We start from the raw sequence: 17,656 nt of genomic DNA on the forward strand, positions 1-17,656 counted from the left end.
TTCGACATGCAGAACCGATTCGACTTTCGCGGCCTCTACGTCCTGGACCTGGCCAACAACCACCAAGGCCAGCTGGACCATGCCCTGCGCATCATCAAGGAGCACGGCCAGGCCGTCGCCAAACACGGCGTCAAAGCCGCGCTGAAGTTTCAGTTCCGCCACTTCGACACCTTCATTCATCCGGCGCACAAAACCGGCTCAACCAACAAGCACATCCCGCGCTTTCTTGCGAACGCGCTGAGCGATGACGACTTCGCCCGCCTGACGGAAGCTGTTCGTGAGGCCGGCATGCTGACGATGGCGACGCCGTTCGACGAGGAGTCCATCGATCTCATCGAGAAGCTCGACATCTCCCTCATCAAGATCGCGAGCTGCTCCGCCCGTGACTGGCCGCTGCTGGAAAAGGCCGCGCGCTTCAATCGTCCGGTCGTCGTTTCCACCGGCGGCCTCACGCTTTCGGAGATCGACGACGTGGTCAGCTTCCTCGAACATCGCAGCGTGGACTTCGCGCTCATGCACTGCGTCTCGGTCTATCCGACGCCGCCGGAGCATCTGCAGCTCAACCAAGTGGCCACGCTCAAACACCGCCACCCGCGCATCACGGTAGGCTTTTCCACGCACGAAGATCCCGCAGACACACGCCCGGTCATGGTCGCCGTGGCCAAGGGCGCTGAAATGCTGGAGCGACATGTCGGCGTCGTCACGGACAAGATCCAGCTCAACGCCTACTCCTCCACGCCGGAGCAGACGGACGCATGGATTCGTGAAGCGGAAAACGCACGCGTCATGTGCGGAGCCACGATCCGTCCGGTGTCGATTCCGTCGGAGCAGGAGTCCCTGAAGTCGCTCAAGCGCGGCGTCTTCGCCGCACGCGATCTGCAAAAAGGCGAAGCCCTCGAACGGGATGCCGTTTACTTCGCCATGCCGATGACGGAAGGCCAGCTCACCAGCGACATCTGGAAGCCGGGCATCACACTGCAGAACCACATCGCCCAGGACGGCGCCATCATGGTGGACAAGATCCAGTTCCCGCCTGCTCCGCCGAAACGTCAGCTCATTCATGCCATTCACGAGGTGAAGAGCATGCTCAACGAAGCGCGCATCTTCCTGCCGGTGGATTTCAATCTGGAGTTCTCCCATCACTACGGCGTCGAAAACTTCACCGAGACCGGCGCCGTGCTGATCGACTGCATCAACCGCGAGTACTGCAAGAAGCTGGTCATCCAGCTTCCCGGTCAGGCACATCCGAATCACTTCCACAAGCGCAAGGAGGAGACCTTCATGATCCTCGCCGGCGAACTCGAACTCGTGCTCGAAGGACGACTGCGCGTGCTTTACCCCGGCGACCTGCATCTCATCCCACAGGGTGCCTGGCACAGCTTCTCCACCAAGACCGGCGTCATTTTTGAGGAAGTCTCGACGACCCATCACAACGACGACTCATTCTACGAGGACAAGATCATCAACGAACGTGGCCGCGACTACCGCAAGACCGTGGTCAAGCAGTGGGGGCGCTACCAGCTCGACTCTTAGTCATGCCGGTCTCCGTCATCGCCTTCGACCTGGACGGCACGCTGATCGATTCCAACCCGGTGAAGCGCCGGGGCTTTGACCATGTCTTCGAAGACTTCAAGGACGGCGCGGCAATCGTGGCACGCGTACTGGAAACCCACCGTAAGGCGTTCCGCACCGTGGTGATCCGGCTGGTTCTGGAACAGCTGCATGCCTCAGGTGAGCCTGGCTGCGAACCCAGCGATGAACGTGTGGCGGAACTCGCCGCACGCTACAACCGCTTCTGCATCGACGGCGCCGTCGCCTGCGATGAAATCGCCGGGGCCGGAGCGACCCTTGAAAAGCTGTCCGCCGGTTACAAGCTCTTCATCAACACTGCCACCGCGACCGAAGCTGCTTTGGAAATCATCGAGCGCCGCGGTTGGAGCGGGCTTTTTGCTGGTGTTCTTGGCTTTCCTCCCGACAAGGCGGGAAATCTACAAGCGATAGCGGCCCAAACCGGGGCCTCCAAAGACCCGATTCTGATGGTGGGTGACGACGACCATGACCGCAGTGGGGCAACGACTTTCGGGTGCCTGTTCATCGGCCTCCAAGGACCAACTTCACACTTTACCCACCCTCCGGACATGCTTATAAGCCGTTTGGAAGAGTTGCCGCACCGTCTAGCCCTCCTATAAGAACCAAACGGATCAAAGACCTCCTGATTCAGTCATGAAGTATCCCAAATACGAACGCTTCGGCCGCCTGCGCAAATATCTTCAGGAGGTGTTTGGCATGCGCCGGTTGAAGGCAGACAAGGAACTCTGGGCGGTGCTTGATCCGATCTGCCGAGCTAGCTCCTCAACGGGCTGTACCTTCCACGAGCTGAATGTTCTCTATTCCCACATTTTGAAGCACCGCCCCAGCCGTGTGTTGGAACTCGGCCCAGGCGTGAGCACGATTGTCATGGGCTATGCGGCAAAAAAAGTCCGTGCCTCGGGCGGCGAATGCCAGATTGTGGCGATGGAGGACATTCCTTTCTACCACGACGACCTCAAGAACCTGCTGCCAGCCGCACTGAACGATTGCGTCCAACTGATCTTGTCCCCTACCGAAGACCGTGAAATCAATGGCTTCATCGCCAGGCGCTACATCAACACCCCCCACCATGAATACGGCCTAGTATTCATCGACGGTCCGCAGATTCCCAGCCAGAAGGAGGATCCCCGCTATCTCGACGGCGACATCCTCGATGTGGCCGAATGGAACAAAAAGCCCTTCACTGCCTACCTCGACTGCCGCATCGGCACGCGTGATGCGCTCAAGGCACTGATGCCCCGTGCCACGATTCACTGGGACAAGCAGCACAAGTTCTCTCGCATCGAGTTTTCCTCCGCAACCTGACGTTCGGCCATGAATTCCACTGACAAGCTCCTACTCCATCAGCGCCTTCCAAGCTCCTTCCACATTGATTATCCCAATGTCGGCGCCTTGCTTGCCGCCCAAGCCAAGGCCGCGCCCACCAAGACCTTCCTCATCTGCCCTGGTTCCACCCGGGAAGAATACACGTATGCCGAGTTCCTTGAATTGATGACGAAGACCGCGCGCTATCTGCAAAGCCGCGGCCTGAAGAAGGGCGATCGCATCAACCTGATCATTCCCAACTGCGCCGAGTTCCTGCTGCTCTATTTCGCCGCCCTGTCGCTCGGCATCACCGTCGTGCCGATCAATGAAGACCTCGCGCCGAAGGAGATGAGCTTCATCATCAATGACTCGGGCTCCAAGATCGTGTTCTACGATCCCGGCTACCAGCACAAGGTCACCGAGTTCACCAGCCTGATTCCGTCCACGACGGAAGTGTGCGATGTCGGACGTTATCCGGACTTCCTGCCACTGACGCAGGCTCCGGACGCCGAACTCGTACCTGCAGACGTCGAGTGGACGGACATCGGCATCATCATCTACACCTCCGGCACCACCGGCAATCCCAAGGGCGTCGTGCTGACTCATATGAGCATGCTTGCCGATGCCAAGGCATTGTCCGAGCGTCTCAGCTTCAGTGCGAAGACGCGCACCATGACGATCCTGCCGATGTTTCATAACAACGGCCAGATCGTGACGCTGATGACGCCGCTTTACGCGGGTGGATCGGTGGTGCTCACGAAGGGCAAGGTGTCCCTGATGTCGTTCTGGGGCCTCATCCAAAAATACGAAGTCTCCTGGACCAGCGTGATGCCCGCCATTCTGTCCATTCTTCTCAGCCTGAAAGCCGAGCGAAAAGACCAGTCGCTCGAAGGCATCATCTGCGGCGGACAGCCGCTGACCAAGGCGGTCCAGCAGTCCTTCGAAGATCGATTCAAGGTTCCTGTGTTTGAAGGCTATGGCCTCACCGAATCCACCGCCTATGCGTCGTTCAGTGATCATCCGGCGGAGAAACGGAAGACCGGCTCCATCGGCAGGGCGCTGCCATGCAATCACATGGCCGTGCTCGATGAAAACGGCAATGAAGTTCCCCACGGCACCGAAGGGGAGATCTGCATGCGCGGCTTGAACGTCGCCAACGAGTATCTCGGCCTCCCTGAACGCAACCGCACCTCCTTTGCCAACGGCTGGTTCCACAGCGGCGACTTTGGTCACATGGACGCGGACGGGTACTTCTACTTCGGTTCGCGCAAAGACCATATGATCATCCGGGGTGGTGAGAACATCTATCCGGCCGAACTGGAGAACGTCATCTTCGAGCATCCCGCCGTCGCTGAGGTGGCCGTCATCGGTGTGCCCGATAAGTTGCTGGGCGAGGCCATCGTGGCCTTTGTGAAACTCCATGACGATGCGCAGACCACGCCCCAGGAACTCGCGTCTTTCTGCACCGGTAAAATCGCCTTGTTCAAGCAGGCGCGTGAGATTTACATCATCGATCATCTGCCGAACATCGACGCCCTGCCAAAGGGTCCGACCAAGAAGGTCTTGTACCGCGAACTGAAGGATTATTATCAGACCAAGCTGCCACCCGAATGCAACCATCCCTCCAAGCCGTAATGGCGGAGACCTTCAAGGTCCCCGTTGAATCCATCACCGAAAACTCGTCCGCTGAAAACATCGAGCGATGGGATTCATTCGGCTTTCTCCAGTTGGTGACTGATCTTGAAGAGACTTACAACGTCAGTTTTGATGAGACCGAGTTGCTACGAATGAGCTCTTATCAGTCCATCAAGGCCATTCTGGAGGGGAAAGGCATTGAAGTACGATAAATACCTGCGCCACTACGAGGACAAAGACTGGCGGGCCTTCAAGCAGATGGTCCAGCGCATGTATGGGCCTCGCTACATCTTCACCAACAAGCGTTTTGTTGACTGGCAGCACCGCCACAATGGCAGCCCGTCATCGCTGTGCCTGATCGACTTCGCGGGCGAACTGAAGGGCGTGCTGGGATCCATCCCTCTCAATCTCAACTTCCTCGGACGCGACCTGTCCGCGTGGTGCTACGCCAACATCCGTGTCGATCCTGAACTGCGCCGCGTCGGTCTCGGCGTGGCTCTCATCGAATTTGGAAGGACTCCGGGCAAACTCGTTTATGGCATGGGCCACAGCGACGAAATGACTTCGGTGTACCGCAATCTGGGCTGGCGAAGCGACATCCGGCTCAACCGATACCTGAAGGTGCTCAATACCGCCAATGTCGAGCGATTGAAGACCGTGGATGCGCCTCTCACGGCCGAACGCAAGCCGGTGGAAAACGGCTTTTCACAGAACTCGTGCACGCAGGTTCACGCGTTCGATGAAGACATGGACGACTTCTGGCTCGCCGTGAGGGACAAGTATCCCATCACGATCAACCGTTACAGCACCTACCTGAACTGGCGCTATGCGGATCATCCGATGATCCCGTACAAGATCTTCGTCCACCGCGCTCCGGATGGCAGCATCCAAGGATACGTGGTCGTACGCATCGAGGATTCCTCAGGCTATCGCATAGCCCGTATCATTGACTTTGTATCCAGCGACGACTCCGAACTCCCCTTGCTTCAGCACGTGACCGCCTACGGTGAACGCAACGATGTCGATCTGGTGGACTTCTTCTTTTCGGGTGATTTCCACGTTTCCTCCCTTCTCTCGGCCGGCTTTGTAAAGAATGACGCCGCAGGGCACGAGACGATCCCGATGCTGTTCAACCCGATTGACCGCACCCGCAAAACGGTCAATTTCGCCTACTCCCTGCCGACCGAGGAGCTTCGCCTCCAGGGAGACGCCCCCTACAAGTGGTATGTCACCAAGGGGGATGGCGACATCGACCGGCCCTACTAACATCCTCTGCAACCGCACTCATCATGATCAAGCGCCAGATCCGAAAACTCCTCCTTGAGGATTCCCTGTCCGGCAGGCTGACACGAACGCTGTGCGGCCACAAGAAACCCGACGTCCTCGCCAATCGCTGCATTTTTCTGGCCTGCTTCCCGAAGTCCGGCTCCACCTACATGGCACGCCTGTTGGAGGAGGCTACGCATCGCATCGGACTCAAGGCGGCCTATGAGATGGGACACAACGAACAGAACATTGACGAAGAAGCTCTGAGGCGGTGCGTTCGCAAGCTCTCCGTGGTGCAGCAACACACCCAGGGTGGCGAAAACAACGTGGCCCTGCTCGCCAAATACCGCATGCAACCCATCGTGCTGACGCGGAACCTTCCAGACATCGTGGTCTCGCTGCTGGACCACATGCATCTTCACCAGCACACTCGCAACCCGATGGCCTTTGCCCCCGGGCAGTTCTTCGAATGGCCGCAGGACGAACAACTCCGTTGGATCACTTGGGCCTACATGCCGTGGTACTTCAGCTTTTACCAATCATGGAAGACCAACGGTGACAAAGTAAACGCGCAGTGGGTCGAGTTTGACGACCTGACCACCCGCCCGGTCGAAACCGTCACGCAACTGCTGGCACGCATGAACCTGCCATGTGACGCAGCTGCGCTCGAGCGCGCCTCTAATCCGCACACCAGTGGAAAAAACTCCCGTATCAACAAAGGATTGGCTGGACGTGGTGCCCAGCTTCCAGCGGAGGTTAAGGACCACTTACGTCATCTGGCGGAAGTCTGGAAGCTCACCACCGAAGACTGTCACCGGCTGGGATTAGAAACCTCCTCCAATTCCTGAGCCCATTCGACAAACGGTCTGAGCCGTTCCCGGACAGCGAAATGCCCCCACCCCGGTTTAACCCGGTGCGGTGCTCCCTCCATGATGTGTTCATGGCTGAGCACAGTGTCCGCCCAAATTGAACTTTGCCCTTCAAAACATTCAGTTCTAGTCTCCCTCAATGCCCGATCGTCCGCTCAAACTCCTGTTTTTCGTCGAGAATCCGACTTCGTTCCAGCACCTTGTCCGGTCCAAACTGCTACAACTTCTGTCCGAACAGCAGAACTACTCATGCACGGTCGTTCTGCCCCCCAGTCTGAAACCGCCTGAGGTGGATGTCCAACGCCTCCCAGGCGTCGTTTTTCGGTGCTTGGACTTTCACTCGTTCCGTCCAAAGGATCTGATCGGCAGAGTTATCAACAAACCGCTGCATATCATTTCGCGTGACCTCCTCACGGTCTACGCTCCCCATGCCACACTCTCGCAAGACCGCCTGTTTCAACAAAAAGGCATCAGTCTTCGCACCCGCCTTGCTTACGCAAGCCTTCTCAAGCGCATGGGCCTAGGCTGGTGGCATCTCAGCCGCCTGGCCCAGAAATTTGGTCACTATCCCGAGATCGCCGCTCTCCTTGATGAGGAGCAGCCCGATTGCGTGGTCTACTTCAATATCCTCATCGGGCAGATGGACTTCCTGAGGGAAGTCAAACGTCGAGGCATACCGCTGATCCTAGACATTCCGAACTGGGATCAGGCGACCTCCAAAGGCCCGCTCACCGTCCTTCCAGACCATGTGTTTGTCTGGTCGGACACCATCAAAAAGGATTTCTGTGAGATTCATCACTTTCCGCCCGAACGCGTTCATTCCATCGGCGTACTACAGTTTGACTGGTATTTTCAAGGCAACGCGACGCTCTCTCGGGAGGAGTTTTGCAGACTTCACAAGATCAATCCGGCCTCCAAGATTATTCTATATGCCTATGGCATCGCATCGGGAGTCGACACCCGTGTGCCGGTTATCAACGAGATCCTCGATATCGTGAGGGACAACAGGCTTGGTTTCCCCTGTCACTTAATATTTCGCGCCAGTCCGCGCGTCCCCTTTCCCGACGAACTGCGTCATCATCCGATGGTCACATTCCAGCACCCGCTCGGCGAACACTCACCAGACAGGCTCGGCTGGATCCTCGCCCCCGGGGAAGACATGATGCGCATGTCCACGCTGGCCCACAGCGACGTGGTGGTTAATGTGTTCTCCACCATGTGCCTGGACGCGCTGTGCATGCACAAACCGGTGATCAATCTCGGTTACGCCTGTGGTGCGGATGAAAAACTCCCAAACCAGATGGAGCGCTTTTTCAAATATTCCCATGTAGCTCCTGTTGCAGAAAACGACGGCACATGGATTCCAAAAAAGAGAAGCGAGTTCGAACAGGCGCTTCGGGAGACATTGGCTGCACCACAGAGCAAAAAGGATTCCGCCGAAGCTCTCCTGGAGAGAATCTGTGGGCCAGCCGACGGAAACTCATATCGACGCTGGCTGGCGGCCTTTCATACGTCGATGCTCGATCGGAAACAGGTGTGATCATGAGTCCGCAGACCCTTGTCATTTCGTATCACTACATCCGTGAGACGACCGGACTGCCTCATCCGGGCATTCATCCTGTAAAACCCGATGTGTTCGTGGAGCAACTGGCTCGACTCCAACGCTTTCATCCCATCATCTCGCCGGCTGCATTCTCGGCATGGCTCGACGGTGGGCAGATCAACTCGTCGTCCGTTCTGCTGACTTTTGACGACGGGTTGCGGGATCATCTTCTTGCGGCCGCCATCCTCGAAAAACAAAACCTGCGCGGTGCTTTTTTTGTCTGTTCACGTCCGGCTCTAGATGGCAAAGGCCTTCCAGTTCATAAGATTCACTGGCTGCGCGCCAACACGCCGCCCAATGACTTCCTCGAAAGCTTCTCTTCCCTGCTACCGTCGGAGTGGCTGGCGGTGCTTCAGCAACCGTCTGCGGAGATTCAGAAAGCCGCCACTGAGACCTACCAATTCGACTCTCCAGAGCATCGGGTTCTCAAATATTTGATCAATTTCGTTCTACCATACGAGTGTGTCGACCAGATCACCAGCACCATGCTTTCGGAACACGGGTTGGATGAGGAAGCTTTTTGCCAGATGACATATTTGTCCCCAAGGGAAATGGCGGAGATGGCGCAAAGAGGCCACTTCATCGGTTGCCATGGCCATCTCCATCAGCCGTTCTCACGTTTTCGGCCACAAGAACTGCTCAATGACATTTCGATCAACAAGTCGTTCCTGAACAGCATCCCCGATGCTGAGGCCTCTTGGCTTGCCTATCCCTATGGCAGCGCTTGGTCTCTCCCAGACGACCCTGATCAATTTGCGCAGGATGCGCAAATTCGTGCTGCCTTCACGTATGAACGCGGTTGGAACTCGCAGGAAACCAAACCCAGCCTGCTCAGACGCATCGACTGCAACGAAATTGACGCCCATGTCTCCCCGGATGCGGCCCCCCCTTGATCCCACCGCTTCCCTCAAACCAGTTTTGAGCGACCTCACCCCCACACCTTGTCCTTGATCTCTTCCATGGTGAGGGAAGACCGGATCACGCGCGCTGGATTACCGACCGCGATGGAGTTGGCAGGCACTGATTTGGTAACCACGCTGCCAGCCCCGATAATGACATTGTCGCCAATGTTGACATTTCCAATGACACAGGCATTGCTTAAGATATAAACGTGGTTACCGATCTTCGGGTATTCCCCTTGAACCCCACCAATCGTGACATTTTGCCAGATGTGCGCCTCTCCGGTAAACACTGCCTTCACCGAGACCACAATTCCCACACAATGATGGAAATGCAGGCTCTTGTTTATCCGATGTTTCCGTGGAATGTCGCAAGAGAACCAGAACCTGATCTTGGCAAAAAGCGCTTTTTTAAACTTTCTCATATTCCCAAATGACAAAAGAACCCGTACTTTCGAAACCCATCCGCACCATTTCGCGCTGGTATGGCAAACTGGTCAAGGATGAAATGCGCGGCGAGGCATTGCGCACAAAATTGAGAATGGCCACCGAGGGCGACCGGACCAAGGAGCGCTACGCTCTGGCAAAGCCTTTCCTGTCCAACGACTTCGATGATTTCAGGAGGGACGGCTGCTTGAGAATGCCACTGCCTGGCTACGAGAAAATTGCCCCCATTTTTCACCAAATCGTCAGAGAGTACGAACAAAGCGAAGACAAGAGCTTTGGTTCCAAGAAGAACCTTGTCAATCTGCTCGCCATCGAACACCTGAACGAGCACCCGGAAATCGTGGATGCGGTCTTTGACGAGACATTCCTCCGGCCAGTCTTCAACTACTACGGATACATTCCTGAACTTGCCTCCTTGGCGCTGTTTTACACTCCACAGAACAACGACTCTGAGAAATCCCAACTATGGCACATCGATGCCTATGACCCGCACCATCTCAAGCATATCACCTTGGTTGAAGACGTGGCGCTTGAAAACGGCCCGTTCACGTTCCTCAAGATTCCAGCCACCAGAAACATCCGCCGCCAATCGGGCAACTTCAAGAGAGGCGACGATTTCGAATCGCGCTTCAGCAATGAACTGAGCGAGAATATTCCCCACATTGGCAGGCACGATGAGGGAATGTTTGTCGACGTGTCCAACTGCCTGCACCAAGGAGGCCGTACCCGACTTGGAAAACGGGTGCTCTTCTTCATTCATTTCGCTTCATTTGCAGACTACCTGATAGTCGAAAAGAACTACAAGACCGGCATCTATATACAGCACGAACCGGCTTTGGTGAAAAAATTTGCCACCACACGAATCCGTCAGTTGATGCTGCGTGCCAGATCTGACTTGGGCTAGTCGTCTGGCCGAGGGGCCCTTACTTCACAATGAAGTGTCGGTTGGCGGCCTTGTTGTACTGAATGTCCTTCGCGCGTTCGCCCAGCACTTCATCGATCGCTTTCACGGCCCCCGGCCATTTGTCCATGAACTGATTGTACTCATCAAAGAGCACAACGCCTCCCTTGACGATCATCGGCCAAAACGTGGTCAGTGTAGTCTTGTAGGACTCGTACAGGTCCACATCCAAATGCAGAAACGCCACCGGTCGCTCCTTCACCAACGGCATCGTGTTCTCGAAAAAACCGGGGACAAACGTCACAAGGGAGTCCACCTCAGCAGCATCCAACTTACCCTCCTCCAAGATCAGCTGTCTGATCGTGACCGAAGTTGCGACCTTCCACTGGCCTTTTTTCGCCGTCTTGGCGCACTGATCCTCAGCCGCCGGCTCTGGAAAGCCCTCAAAAGAGTCAAAGGCCGTGATCTTCCGCCCCTTACCCTCATAGGTCGAAAGCATGCACAACTTATAGAGGCTGTGTCCGTGTCCCACGCCACATTCCACGATCTCGCCGTCCTTGTCGCGAATGAGGTCGTAGACTTCTTTGAAGTACAGCAGATGATGCAGCCATGTCTTGTCATGAAAGGGCCTTTTGTAAGGCTTCTTGGGCATCGGAATGTGACCCAGACACTTGATTATTTCTGTGGCGACTGACATGCCGCTCTCTCTCTGACGCCATGTTATTGGCAACCTTTTTTTGTCACAACCTTGCGATTTTTGGTTCCGTCCAGGACGTGCTTTACGGGTTGACTCACAGGCAATCCTCCGTCAGGACAACCGAGTGATCCATGATAAAAAAGTCCTCGCCGTGGTACCTGCCCGCGGCGGCAGCAAAGGGGTGCCGTTAAAAAACATCAAGTTGCTCGCAGGAAAGCCATTGCTCGCGCACACGGCGCATGTCGTCCACCAAGTACCCAGAATAGATCGCGCCGTCGTTTCAACGGATCACGCGGAGATCGCCCGCATTGCCACCGAGAATGGCCTCACGTATCTAGGTCCGCGTCCTGAAGAGCTCTCGGGTGACCGCATCGGTGACCTGCCCGTGCTGCAGCACGCGCTGCAGCAGGCCGAAACGGCAGATGGGTGCCGTTATGACATAATTCTAATGTTGCAGCCCACGTCCCCGGTGCGCGTGCCGGAGGACATTGACGTATGCATCGATAAACTCGTAGCAGACGGTCACGACGCGGTGTGGACCGTGTCAGCGATAGACCTCAAGTTTCACCCATTGAAAGTGCTTCGTATTCACGATGGCAAGCTCGATCTCTGGGACGACCGAGGCCATCAGATCATCGCGCGACAGCAACTGGAGCCTCTCTACTATCGCAACGGTATCTGCTATGCCTTCACACGGAAGTGTCTCATGGAAACCCGTACCATCTACGGCAAGAATGCCGGCGCGTGCATTATCAGCCACCCCTTTGCCAACATCGACAACGAGACAGACTTCGAAACTGCCGAAAAGCTCATGAGCAGTTGCTAAGGCCATTCCCTCGTCCGATCATGACGTGATTCCATGCAGCCCGTCCCGAGCAATCCCCCGCCCTGCCTTCAAGACCTCAAGATCGTGGTGTCGTCATGCGACTTGTACTGCGACATGTGGCCGCTCTTTTTCCATTTCTTGTTCAAATTGTGGCCCGAAGCGCCGACACCAATCTATCTAATCACCAATCACCTCTCCTATGATGATCCTCGTGTCGTAACCGTCAAAGTAGGTGACGACACCTCATGGACCGACGGCGTCGCACGAGGAATGGCACAGGTGCCATCGGAGTACAGTTTCTTGTTTCTCGATGACTTTTTGCTTACAGAGCCAATCACCGTCCAACGGCTCGCGGACATCTATCTCCCGTTGAAGGACAAAGGCGGCAATTGGGTTTGCCTCCGTCCCAAGGCCCCGGCCCCGCCAGATGACCCTCATGCATTGATTTCGCCGATCACCGACGCGTCACAGTCGGCAGGTTTCCACTCAGGAATCTGGCGCACCAAGTATCTGGAGAAGATATGCTCCGAGGTGCACCTCAATATCTGGCACATGGAAGGACATATCCGGAAACTCATCCGCAGCGGCGAGGCCGAGAACCTCTACTACATGACGGAAAACGCAGCGCGACCCGTTTCCTACATCGAGGTCGTGAAGCGCTTCTGGCAGAAGGACGGCATCGACTACGTACGATCCAACAACATCAGGCCCGACCTGTGGCGCCGCCCTTATCCCCCACAGGGAGACAATGTCTTTGCCCGTTTCATTCGCAGTCTTCTCAAGCGCTACGTGCGCATGAGGTCGGCCTCTGAGACAAGCCGCCTGCTCAAAACCAACAACGGAGTCGTCAGCTCTCAAGTTCGCTTCATCAAGAAGCCAGATTGATCCGGCGCAGCCATTTCCTGGCCTTGTCCAACATAGCGGCAACAGTAATCTCTGTGATCTTCCGACCCTTCGCAGCACCTGGCTCGTCGCCAGGATAGACAGCGCATGTCGTTGGCGCGTTGAAATGCCAGTGATTCACATTGGTCGGACCAAAGAGGGTCAGGCAAGGGCGTCGAAACGCCGTCGCCAAATGCGAAACAAAGCCGTCCACCGCAAAAACGGCCTCAGCGCTAGAGGCAAGAGCCATGATGCCTCGCAAACTCGTACGTCCGCCGAAATTGATCACTTCCGGCATGCCTTGTGCAATCTCAGAACACAATCGCTTTTCCCACTCTGTCGTTCCACCTGTCAGCACGACAGGCAGGCGGGTAAGCTGATAAACGTTCCTGATGGCTTCACGCCACATTGAAGCAGGCCAGCATTTACGTTGCCAGGCGGATGTGGCGTGGACGAGCATAAAGGGCTTGGTCGGAACCTCTGGCGGCAACCACCCTGAAGGGGGAGTGAGGAGAACCGGAGGTTCGAACTGTCCCTGCACAGGTCCTGGCGTAAACGACCAGAAGTAAAAGGCTCGATACATCTGTTCCTGATTCCGCAGGTGAATCTGGTCAAAGATCCACCGATGATAGAAGCGAACGTAAAAACTGCTAAAGATCAGCAGATGCTTCTCTCGGGCGCGAACCCAAAGGCTCACCAGCGAACTCCGGTCTCCCACGTCATAAGTCAGCAGTCGGTCCACGGCGGGAGCAGGCCGCAGTGGCACCCAATGGACGTCCGGCATCAGGTTGACGAGATCCGCAAAGCCCGGACGGGTGGCCAAACCAACGGGCCCTCCGTCCTGCCACGCGAGTTTTGCCAAAGCAGGCTGCAACAGCAGCGTGTCTCCCAACTGCTTGTGGTAGGCCACCAAGGTTTTCATGCGTGGTGCGGCGGATTCTCTTTCCGAAACAGCTGCCATGAGCGCTCAAGCACATCGGCAAAGCGGTCCTCGTTAAAGCACCAGTTCCGTTCCGAGTCCCAAGGAGTGTCACGATTCAACAACACTGCCTTGTTGCCCCCCAGCAACGCGAGGTTGTGATAGGCACGGCCCCAGGAACGCCGTCCAGGAACGATCTGCTCCTCAACTGTCATGACGAGCACGAGTTTTCCCGAAGCACAGAAAACCTCCGTCAGGTTCTGTCCCACCGCGCCGACAATGACCGTTGCTGATGCGAACAAACGCAGTTGATCGGCCAGAGAATGCTCCGAGAGCTTGATGACGCGGACATCGCCAAGAATCTGTCTGGCTCGATCGGCGAGACGTTCTTCATTAATCAGCTTCTTGTTCGGTGCGTCCAGACGTGAGGCGAAAATGCACACCGGTGCGTCGTTCGGATCAGGCCGGGCCGCTAATGCATCACGAACCGCCAGATGGTTTTCTGGGGCCGACAACTTGGCCACGCCATCCTCAGCGTGCAGGATGGGCGAATACCACAGCTCATCCACTTCAAGCGTGCCATACACGCCTTCAATCACCCGGTCTTCGGGGATACCAAAACGCGCCAGATAACGGCACTGCCACTTTTTGCGCCCCGGGCTCACCAGAATGCGCGCACGCGGTTCGGCACGGAACCGCTCCAGAAACGGCATGAGCTTGGGCAGGTAGTCGAGAATGAAGTGCCCGTGGTTTTCGGAGTTCGGTCCGCAAAGATGGATCAGCGGTCCCTTTACCTTCTGCGCCATGGCAGAAATCGGTCTGCGCAGGACCCGGTCCTTCTTCTCTCTGCGGGTCAGCGGATCGACATTGAAGAGCTCGCCATTTGCGAAAAAGACCTGCCCTGCCCCACCACCTAGCCGCACGTTGCGCAGCCGGTAGGCATAAGCGTCAGACCACCAGTAGCGCGTCGTCGTTTCGTCGGTTCCCAGAATCTCGGCTTCAAACTTGTTGTCGAACACATGTTCGCCGGCGGCTTGAATCTGCCAGCTTTCAATCAACGCCTCCGGAGGCGGGGTCTCCGTGCGTTTGAGCGGAGAGACGGCGGATGCAAAGCCTGAATACCAGTCGTGAATCTTGCGGGTCAGTTGCGAATTCATGATATCAGACCAATCGAAGAGCGCGGTGCGCAGAGGATGTGCTTGCCGCCGCGTCCCTGCGCAGCATGCTGTTCATCATTTTACAACCACGCATGACCTTTCGAGGACACGACAAAGCCACCGGGAAATCCGGGGGCGAAAAACATGGATGCAGGAGGGCGCTCACGAGCCCGCATTCATGCACGATTCCCGCATGTCGTCTCATGTTTTCTTCTCCCAGCCGCCAGTCATGAAGGTCGCCCACGTGTTCATCCGCATGCCGGTCGGTGGCGCCGAAGATCTGGTTGGCGACATCCTGCGCACCGTGCCCGAGGGCGTGGACATGCGCATCGTTTGCCTGCAGGAACTCGGCAAGGTCGGCGAATCGCTGCAGCAGCAGTTTCCAGATCACGTGAAGCTGCTGCCCTGGGTGCCCGGAAAGCGCTTTCGCCTCGGTGCCGTCATGAAACTGGCCCGCTGGCTGCGCGAAGAGGGCATCCAAGTTGTGCACACGCATGTCTATAACGCGCATGTGTATGGCCTGCTCGCCGCCCGCCGGGCCGGGATTCCCGCCGTGCTGCATCATCACAAGACGTATGCCGAAATGCGCTGGCGGCGGAAGATCATCCTGCGCGCCTTGTCCCATCGTGCGGCGGCGCACCTCACCCTGTCGGCGCAAACGCGAGAGGATCTTTGCCGCGTGTTTGGCATCCCACCTGAGAGAGTGCGCGTCTTCATCAACCCGGTTGACGAGGACACCTTCCATCCGGCCGCTAATCGCGAGCAACTGCGGCGCTCGCTCGATCTAAGTGCCGACACAGCACTTGTGGGCACCGTGGCATCGCTGACTCCGCCCAAAAATCATCTACTCAACGTGTCGATGACCGCAAGGCTCAACGAACTCGGCTTCACCGGCCGCTTTTTGGCCTTTGGCGAAGGCGGCGAGCGCACACGCATCGCCGAAGCGGTGTCCCAGCAGAAACTGGCCAACTTCAACCTCATGGGAGCAAGGCGCCCCATCGCTCCATGGATGCAGTCACTCGACGTCTTCACGCTGGGTTCCACCTGGGAAGGACAGCCGATGGTTCTGCTTCAGGCGCTGGCCTGCGAACTTCCCATCGCAGCTTCCAACATTGAAGGAAACGCCGCGGTGCTCGGCCCTGACCACCCCGCACTGTTTGATGTCAATGATGCGGACGCCTATGCGAACACCGTCTGGCGTGTGTTGAACGACGAAACCTTTCGCGCGACGATTCTGGCGCATCAAAAGCGGCGCAAATCGGAACTGCCCATGCTGCGCGACTACACCAAGGAGTTGGTCGAGTTCTACCAGACGATCCTCACCTCAGCACGTCACTGAAAATCGTCGAGACTCAAAAACTGAGCCGCTTTCACCGCACGTTTGAGCTGTTTGCCGACGACTGACTCCACGTCCGCGGCAGAGATGCCATGACCGGGCTTGCGACAGGAAAGGTTGTCACGAGTGAGCACCGTGCCCGCGGCGAGGTCGGTGGCGGCGACCAGACTCTGGCCAAACATACGACGCAAGGGCTCCATCTGCTCAGCGGAGGCGTCCTTGACCATCGGACTGGACTTCATGCGCTCGATGAAGCGAATGCCCTCGACCATCTGCGCAAACTCCTGCGTGGTGAGCGAGGCGGAAACATCCGGTCCGAACATCTCACGACTGAAAGTGATGTGCACTTCGATCAACCGGGCGCCGAGCGTCACTGCGGCCAGCGATGGATACGGAGTGCCCGAGTGGTCCGACAAGCCGACCGGGCAATCGTAGCGCTGGATCAGTTCACCCACTTGATTGATGCCGATCTTCTCAGGCGGGCATGGATAGGCCGTCGTGCATTGGAACACGGCCACGGGTGATCCCTGCGACTTCAGATGGGCCACGGTAGCGTCCATTTCCTCGAGATAGCTCATGCCGCTCGAAACGAGCACCGGCTTCTTGGTGGCGATCATCGCATCGAGAAACAAACGGTTGGTCACCTCACCGGAAGCCACCTTCCACGCCGACACGCCCATGCGTTCCAGCAACCGGATGGCGGAAAGGGAGAACGGCGAACTGAGAAACACGAGTCCCCTTTCCTCCGCATGCTGTTTGAGTTCCAGCCACTGCGGCTCGGTGAACTCCATGCGCTTCCAGTAGTCGTAGCGCGTGGCATCCTGACGGCTGAACTTCACGCGCCAGGTGTCGAGTTCTGAGCTTTCTTCGGCGGCGATGTGCGTTTGAAATTTGATCGCATCCGCGCCGGTCTTTGCCACGGCATCAATGTAGGCGTGTGCGGTTCCCAAGCTGCCATCATGCGCCTGCGCAACTTCAGCAATGACGAAGGCCGGAGCCGCCGGATCCTGCCACAGGTCACTGATGTCGCGCGGCTTCATCAGGCACGGAAGATGTTCTTGCCGCCGGCAGGCAGCACGTTGCGAGTGTCCACAATCACATTCGCCCAGCGGGCAATCGCACGGTAGTCCACATTCGTGTGATCCGTGCAGATCAGCACCGCATCGGCCTCAGCAACGGTCTTTTGCGTCAGCGGCCGGCTCTTCCGGGGCTTCAGTTTGGGGAAATGATGATCGCCCGGAAACTGCGGAATGTAGGAGTCATGATAGTCCACGCGGCACTTGTTGCGCTCCAGGATGTCCATGAGCTTGAGCGTCGGCGACTC

General features: G+C 56.9%; 19 protein-coding genes. 13 read left to right on the forward strand and 6 right to left on the reverse strand.

Annotated elements, in window-relative coordinates:
- The first annotated feature begins 6 nt into the window (after positions 1-6).
- The 9 genes from KDL09_RS01845 (at position 7) to KDL09_RS01885 (ending at position 9,161) form a co-directional block, all read left to right on the forward strand.
- On the forward strand, positions 7-1,533 hold the full coding sequence (locus KDL09_RS01845) for an N-acetylneuraminate synthase family protein (protein WP_294380735.1): 1,527 nt from the start codon (positions 7-9) through the stop codon (positions 1,531-1,533).
- Positions 1,534-1,535: 2 nt separating this feature from the next.
- Positions 1,536-2,189: an HAD hydrolase-like protein gene (locus tag KDL09_RS01850; RefSeq protein WP_294380737.1), complete on the forward strand. Its 654-nt coding sequence runs from the start codon at positions 1,536-1,538 to the stop codon at positions 2,187-2,189.
- Between the two features lie 34 nt (positions 2,190-2,223).
- On the forward strand, positions 2,224-2,895 hold the full coding sequence (locus KDL09_RS01855; protein WP_294380738.1) for a hypothetical protein: 672 nt from the start codon (positions 2,224-2,226) through the stop codon (positions 2,893-2,895).
- 9 nt (positions 2,896-2,904) lie between these two features.
- A complete protein-coding gene (locus KDL09_RS01860) occupies positions 2,905-4,530 on the forward strand; it encodes a class I adenylate-forming enzyme family protein (protein ID WP_294380740.1) in 1,626 nt (541 codons plus the stop codon).
- Positions 4,530-4,742 (forward strand): acyl carrier protein, encoded by a 213-nt coding sequence (locus KDL09_RS01865; protein ID WP_294380741.1) that lies wholly within the window; start codon positions 4,530-4,532, stop codon positions 4,740-4,742. The genes KDL09_RS01860 and KDL09_RS01865 overlap by 1 nt, the downstream gene beginning before the upstream one ends.
- A complete protein-coding gene (locus tag KDL09_RS01870; RefSeq protein WP_294380743.1) occupies positions 4,729-5,796 on the forward strand; it encodes a hypothetical protein in 1,068 nt (355 codons plus the stop codon). The genes KDL09_RS01865 and KDL09_RS01870 overlap by 14 nt, the downstream gene beginning before the upstream one ends.
- 23 nt (positions 5,797-5,819) lie before the next feature.
- The gene (locus tag KDL09_RS01875; protein ID WP_294380746.1) at positions 5,820-6,644 is read left to right on the forward strand and encodes a sulfotransferase domain-containing protein; all 825 of its coding nucleotides are present in this window, start codon (positions 5,820-5,822) and stop codon (positions 6,642-6,644) included.
- 160 nt (positions 6,645-6,804) lie between these two features.
- Positions 6,805-8,205 carry a hypothetical protein gene (locus tag KDL09_RS01880; protein ID WP_294380748.1) on the forward strand — a complete coding sequence of 467 codons (1,401 nt, stop codon included), beginning with the start codon at positions 6,805-6,807 and terminating at the stop codon, positions 8,203-8,205.
- Positions 8,206-8,207: 2 nt separating this feature from the next.
- A complete protein-coding gene (locus KDL09_RS01885; protein ID WP_294380751.1) occupies positions 8,208-9,161 on the forward strand; it encodes a polysaccharide deacetylase family protein in 954 nt (317 codons plus the stop codon).
- A gap of 35 nt (positions 9,162-9,196) precedes the next feature.
- On the opposite strand, the gene KDL09_RS01890 is transcribed toward KDL09_RS01885, so the two are convergent.
- Complete coding sequence (locus tag KDL09_RS01890; protein ID WP_294380753.1) at positions 9,197-9,592, reverse strand: hypothetical protein; 396 nt, start codon at positions 9,590-9,592, stop codon at positions 9,197-9,199.
- A gap of 8 nt (positions 9,593-9,600) precedes the next feature.
- Here KDL09_RS01890 and KDL09_RS01895 point away from each other — a divergent pair, with 8 nt between their 5' ends.
- On the forward strand, positions 9,601-10,518 hold the full coding sequence (locus KDL09_RS01895) for a hypothetical protein (protein WP_294380755.1): 918 nt from the start codon (positions 9,601-9,603) through the stop codon (positions 10,516-10,518).
- A gap of 19 nt (positions 10,519-10,537) precedes the next feature.
- On the opposite strand, the gene KDL09_RS01900 is transcribed toward KDL09_RS01895, so the two are convergent.
- On the reverse strand, positions 10,538-11,212 hold the full coding sequence (locus tag KDL09_RS01900; protein WP_294380758.1) for a TylF/MycF/NovP-related O-methyltransferase: 675 nt from the start codon (positions 11,210-11,212) through the stop codon (positions 10,538-10,540).
- A gap of 151 nt (positions 11,213-11,363) precedes the next feature.
- Here KDL09_RS01900 and KDL09_RS01905 point away from each other — a divergent pair, with 151 nt between their 5' ends.
- Together KDL09_RS01905 and KDL09_RS01910 are read left to right on the forward strand one after the other, a co-directional pair.
- Positions 11,364-12,038 (forward strand): acylneuraminate cytidylyltransferase family protein, encoded by a 675-nt coding sequence (locus tag KDL09_RS01905; RefSeq protein ID WP_294380759.1) that lies wholly within the window; start codon positions 11,364-11,366, stop codon positions 12,036-12,038.
- A gap of 33 nt (positions 12,039-12,071) precedes the next feature.
- On the forward strand, positions 12,072-12,923 hold the full coding sequence (locus KDL09_RS01910) for a hypothetical protein (RefSeq protein ID WP_294380760.1): 852 nt from the start codon (positions 12,072-12,074) through the stop codon (positions 12,921-12,923).
- Here the strand turns inward: KDL09_RS01910 and KDL09_RS01915 are convergent.
- Positions 12,907-13,842 carry a glycosyltransferase family 9 protein gene (locus KDL09_RS01915; RefSeq protein WP_294380762.1) on the reverse strand — a complete coding sequence of 312 codons (936 nt, stop codon included), beginning with the start codon at positions 13,840-13,842 and terminating at the stop codon, positions 12,907-12,909. The genes KDL09_RS01910 and KDL09_RS01915 overlap by 17 nt on opposite strands.
- Positions 13,839-14,996, reverse strand: coding sequence for a glycosyltransferase family 61 protein (locus tag KDL09_RS01920; RefSeq protein WP_294380765.1), 1,158 nt, complete (start codon positions 14,994-14,996; stop codon positions 13,839-13,841). Before KDL09_RS01920 ends, KDL09_RS01915 begins: the two co-directional genes overlap by 4 nt.
- A gap of 229 nt (positions 14,997-15,225) precedes the next feature.
- On the opposite strand from KDL09_RS01920, the gene KDL09_RS01925 reads away from it, so the two are divergent.
- Positions 15,226-16,335, forward strand: a complete 1,110-nt coding sequence (locus tag KDL09_RS01925) for a glycosyltransferase (protein WP_294380766.1) — start codon at positions 15,226-15,228, stop codon at positions 16,333-16,335.
- Here the strand turns inward: KDL09_RS01925 and KDL09_RS01930 are convergent.
- Positions 16,329-17,372: an N-acetylneuraminate synthase family protein gene (locus KDL09_RS01930; protein ID WP_294380768.1), complete on the reverse strand. Its 1,044-nt coding sequence runs from the start codon at positions 17,370-17,372 to the stop codon at positions 16,329-16,331. The genes KDL09_RS01925 and KDL09_RS01930 overlap by 7 nt on opposite strands.
- On the reverse strand, positions 17,372-17,656 hold a 285-nt coding region (locus KDL09_RS01935), incomplete at its 5' end, for a UDP binding domain-containing protein (protein WP_294380770.1). The genes KDL09_RS01935 and KDL09_RS01930, both read right to left, overlap by 1 nt.

Source organism: Prosthecobacter sp. (assembly GCF_020439865.1).
GTDB lineage: Bacteria > Verrucomicrobiota > Verrucomicrobiia > Verrucomicrobiales > Verrucomicrobiaceae > Prosthecobacter.

Coding starts and splice junctions, on each gene's coding strand:
- KDL09_RS01845 (WP_294380735.1), top strand. CDS start 7: ATGCAGAACCGATTCGACTTTCGCGGCCTCTACGTCCTGGACCTGGCC.
- KDL09_RS01850 (WP_294380737.1), top strand. CDS start 1,536: ATGCCGGTCTCCGTCATCGCCTTCGACCTGGACGGCACGCTGATCGAT.
- KDL09_RS01855 (WP_294380738.1), top strand. CDS start 2,224: ATGAAGTATCCCAAATACGAACGCTTCGGCCGCCTGCGCAAATATCTT.
- KDL09_RS01860 (WP_294380740.1), top strand. CDS start 2,905: ATGAATTCCACTGACAAGCTCCTACTCCATCAGCGCCTTCCAAGCTCC.
- KDL09_RS01865 (WP_294380741.1), top strand. CDS start 4,530: ATGGCGGAGACCTTCAAGGTCCCCGTTGAATCCATCACCGAAAACTCG.
- KDL09_RS01875 (WP_294380746.1), top strand. CDS start 5,820: ATGATCAAGCGCCAGATCCGAAAACTCCTCCTTGAGGATTCCCTGTCC.
- KDL09_RS01880 (WP_294380748.1), top strand. CDS start 6,805: ATGCCCGATCGTCCGCTCAAACTCCTGTTTTTCGTCGAGAATCCGACT.
- KDL09_RS01885 (WP_294380751.1), top strand. CDS start 8,208: ATGAGTCCGCAGACCCTTGTCATTTCGTATCACTACATCCGTGAGACG.
- KDL09_RS01890 (WP_294380753.1), bottom strand. CDS start 9,592: ATGAGAAAGTTTAAAAAAGCGCTTTTTGCCAAGATCAGGTTCTGGTTC.
- KDL09_RS01895 (WP_294380755.1), top strand. CDS start 9,601: ATGACAAAAGAACCCGTACTTTCGAAACCCATCCGCACCATTTCGCGC.
- KDL09_RS01900 (WP_294380758.1), bottom strand. CDS start 11,212: ATGTCAGTCGCCACAGAAATAATCAAGTGTCTGGGTCACATTCCGATG.
- KDL09_RS01910 (WP_294380760.1), top strand. CDS start 12,072: ATGCAGCCCGTCCCGAGCAATCCCCCGCCCTGCCTTCAAGACCTCAAG.
- KDL09_RS01915 (WP_294380762.1), bottom strand. CDS start 13,842: ATGAAAACCTTGGTGGCCTACCACAAGCAGTTGGGAGACACGCTGCTG.
- KDL09_RS01920 (WP_294380765.1), bottom strand. CDS start 14,996: ATGAATTCGCAACTGACCCGCAAGATTCACGACTGGTATTCAGGCTTT.
- KDL09_RS01925 (WP_294380766.1), top strand. CDS start 15,226: ATGAAGGTCGCCCACGTGTTCATCCGCATGCCGGTCGGTGGCGCCGAA.
- KDL09_RS01930 (WP_294380768.1), bottom strand. CDS start 17,372: ATGAAGCCGCGCGACATCAGTGACCTGTGGCAGGATCCGGCGGCTCCG.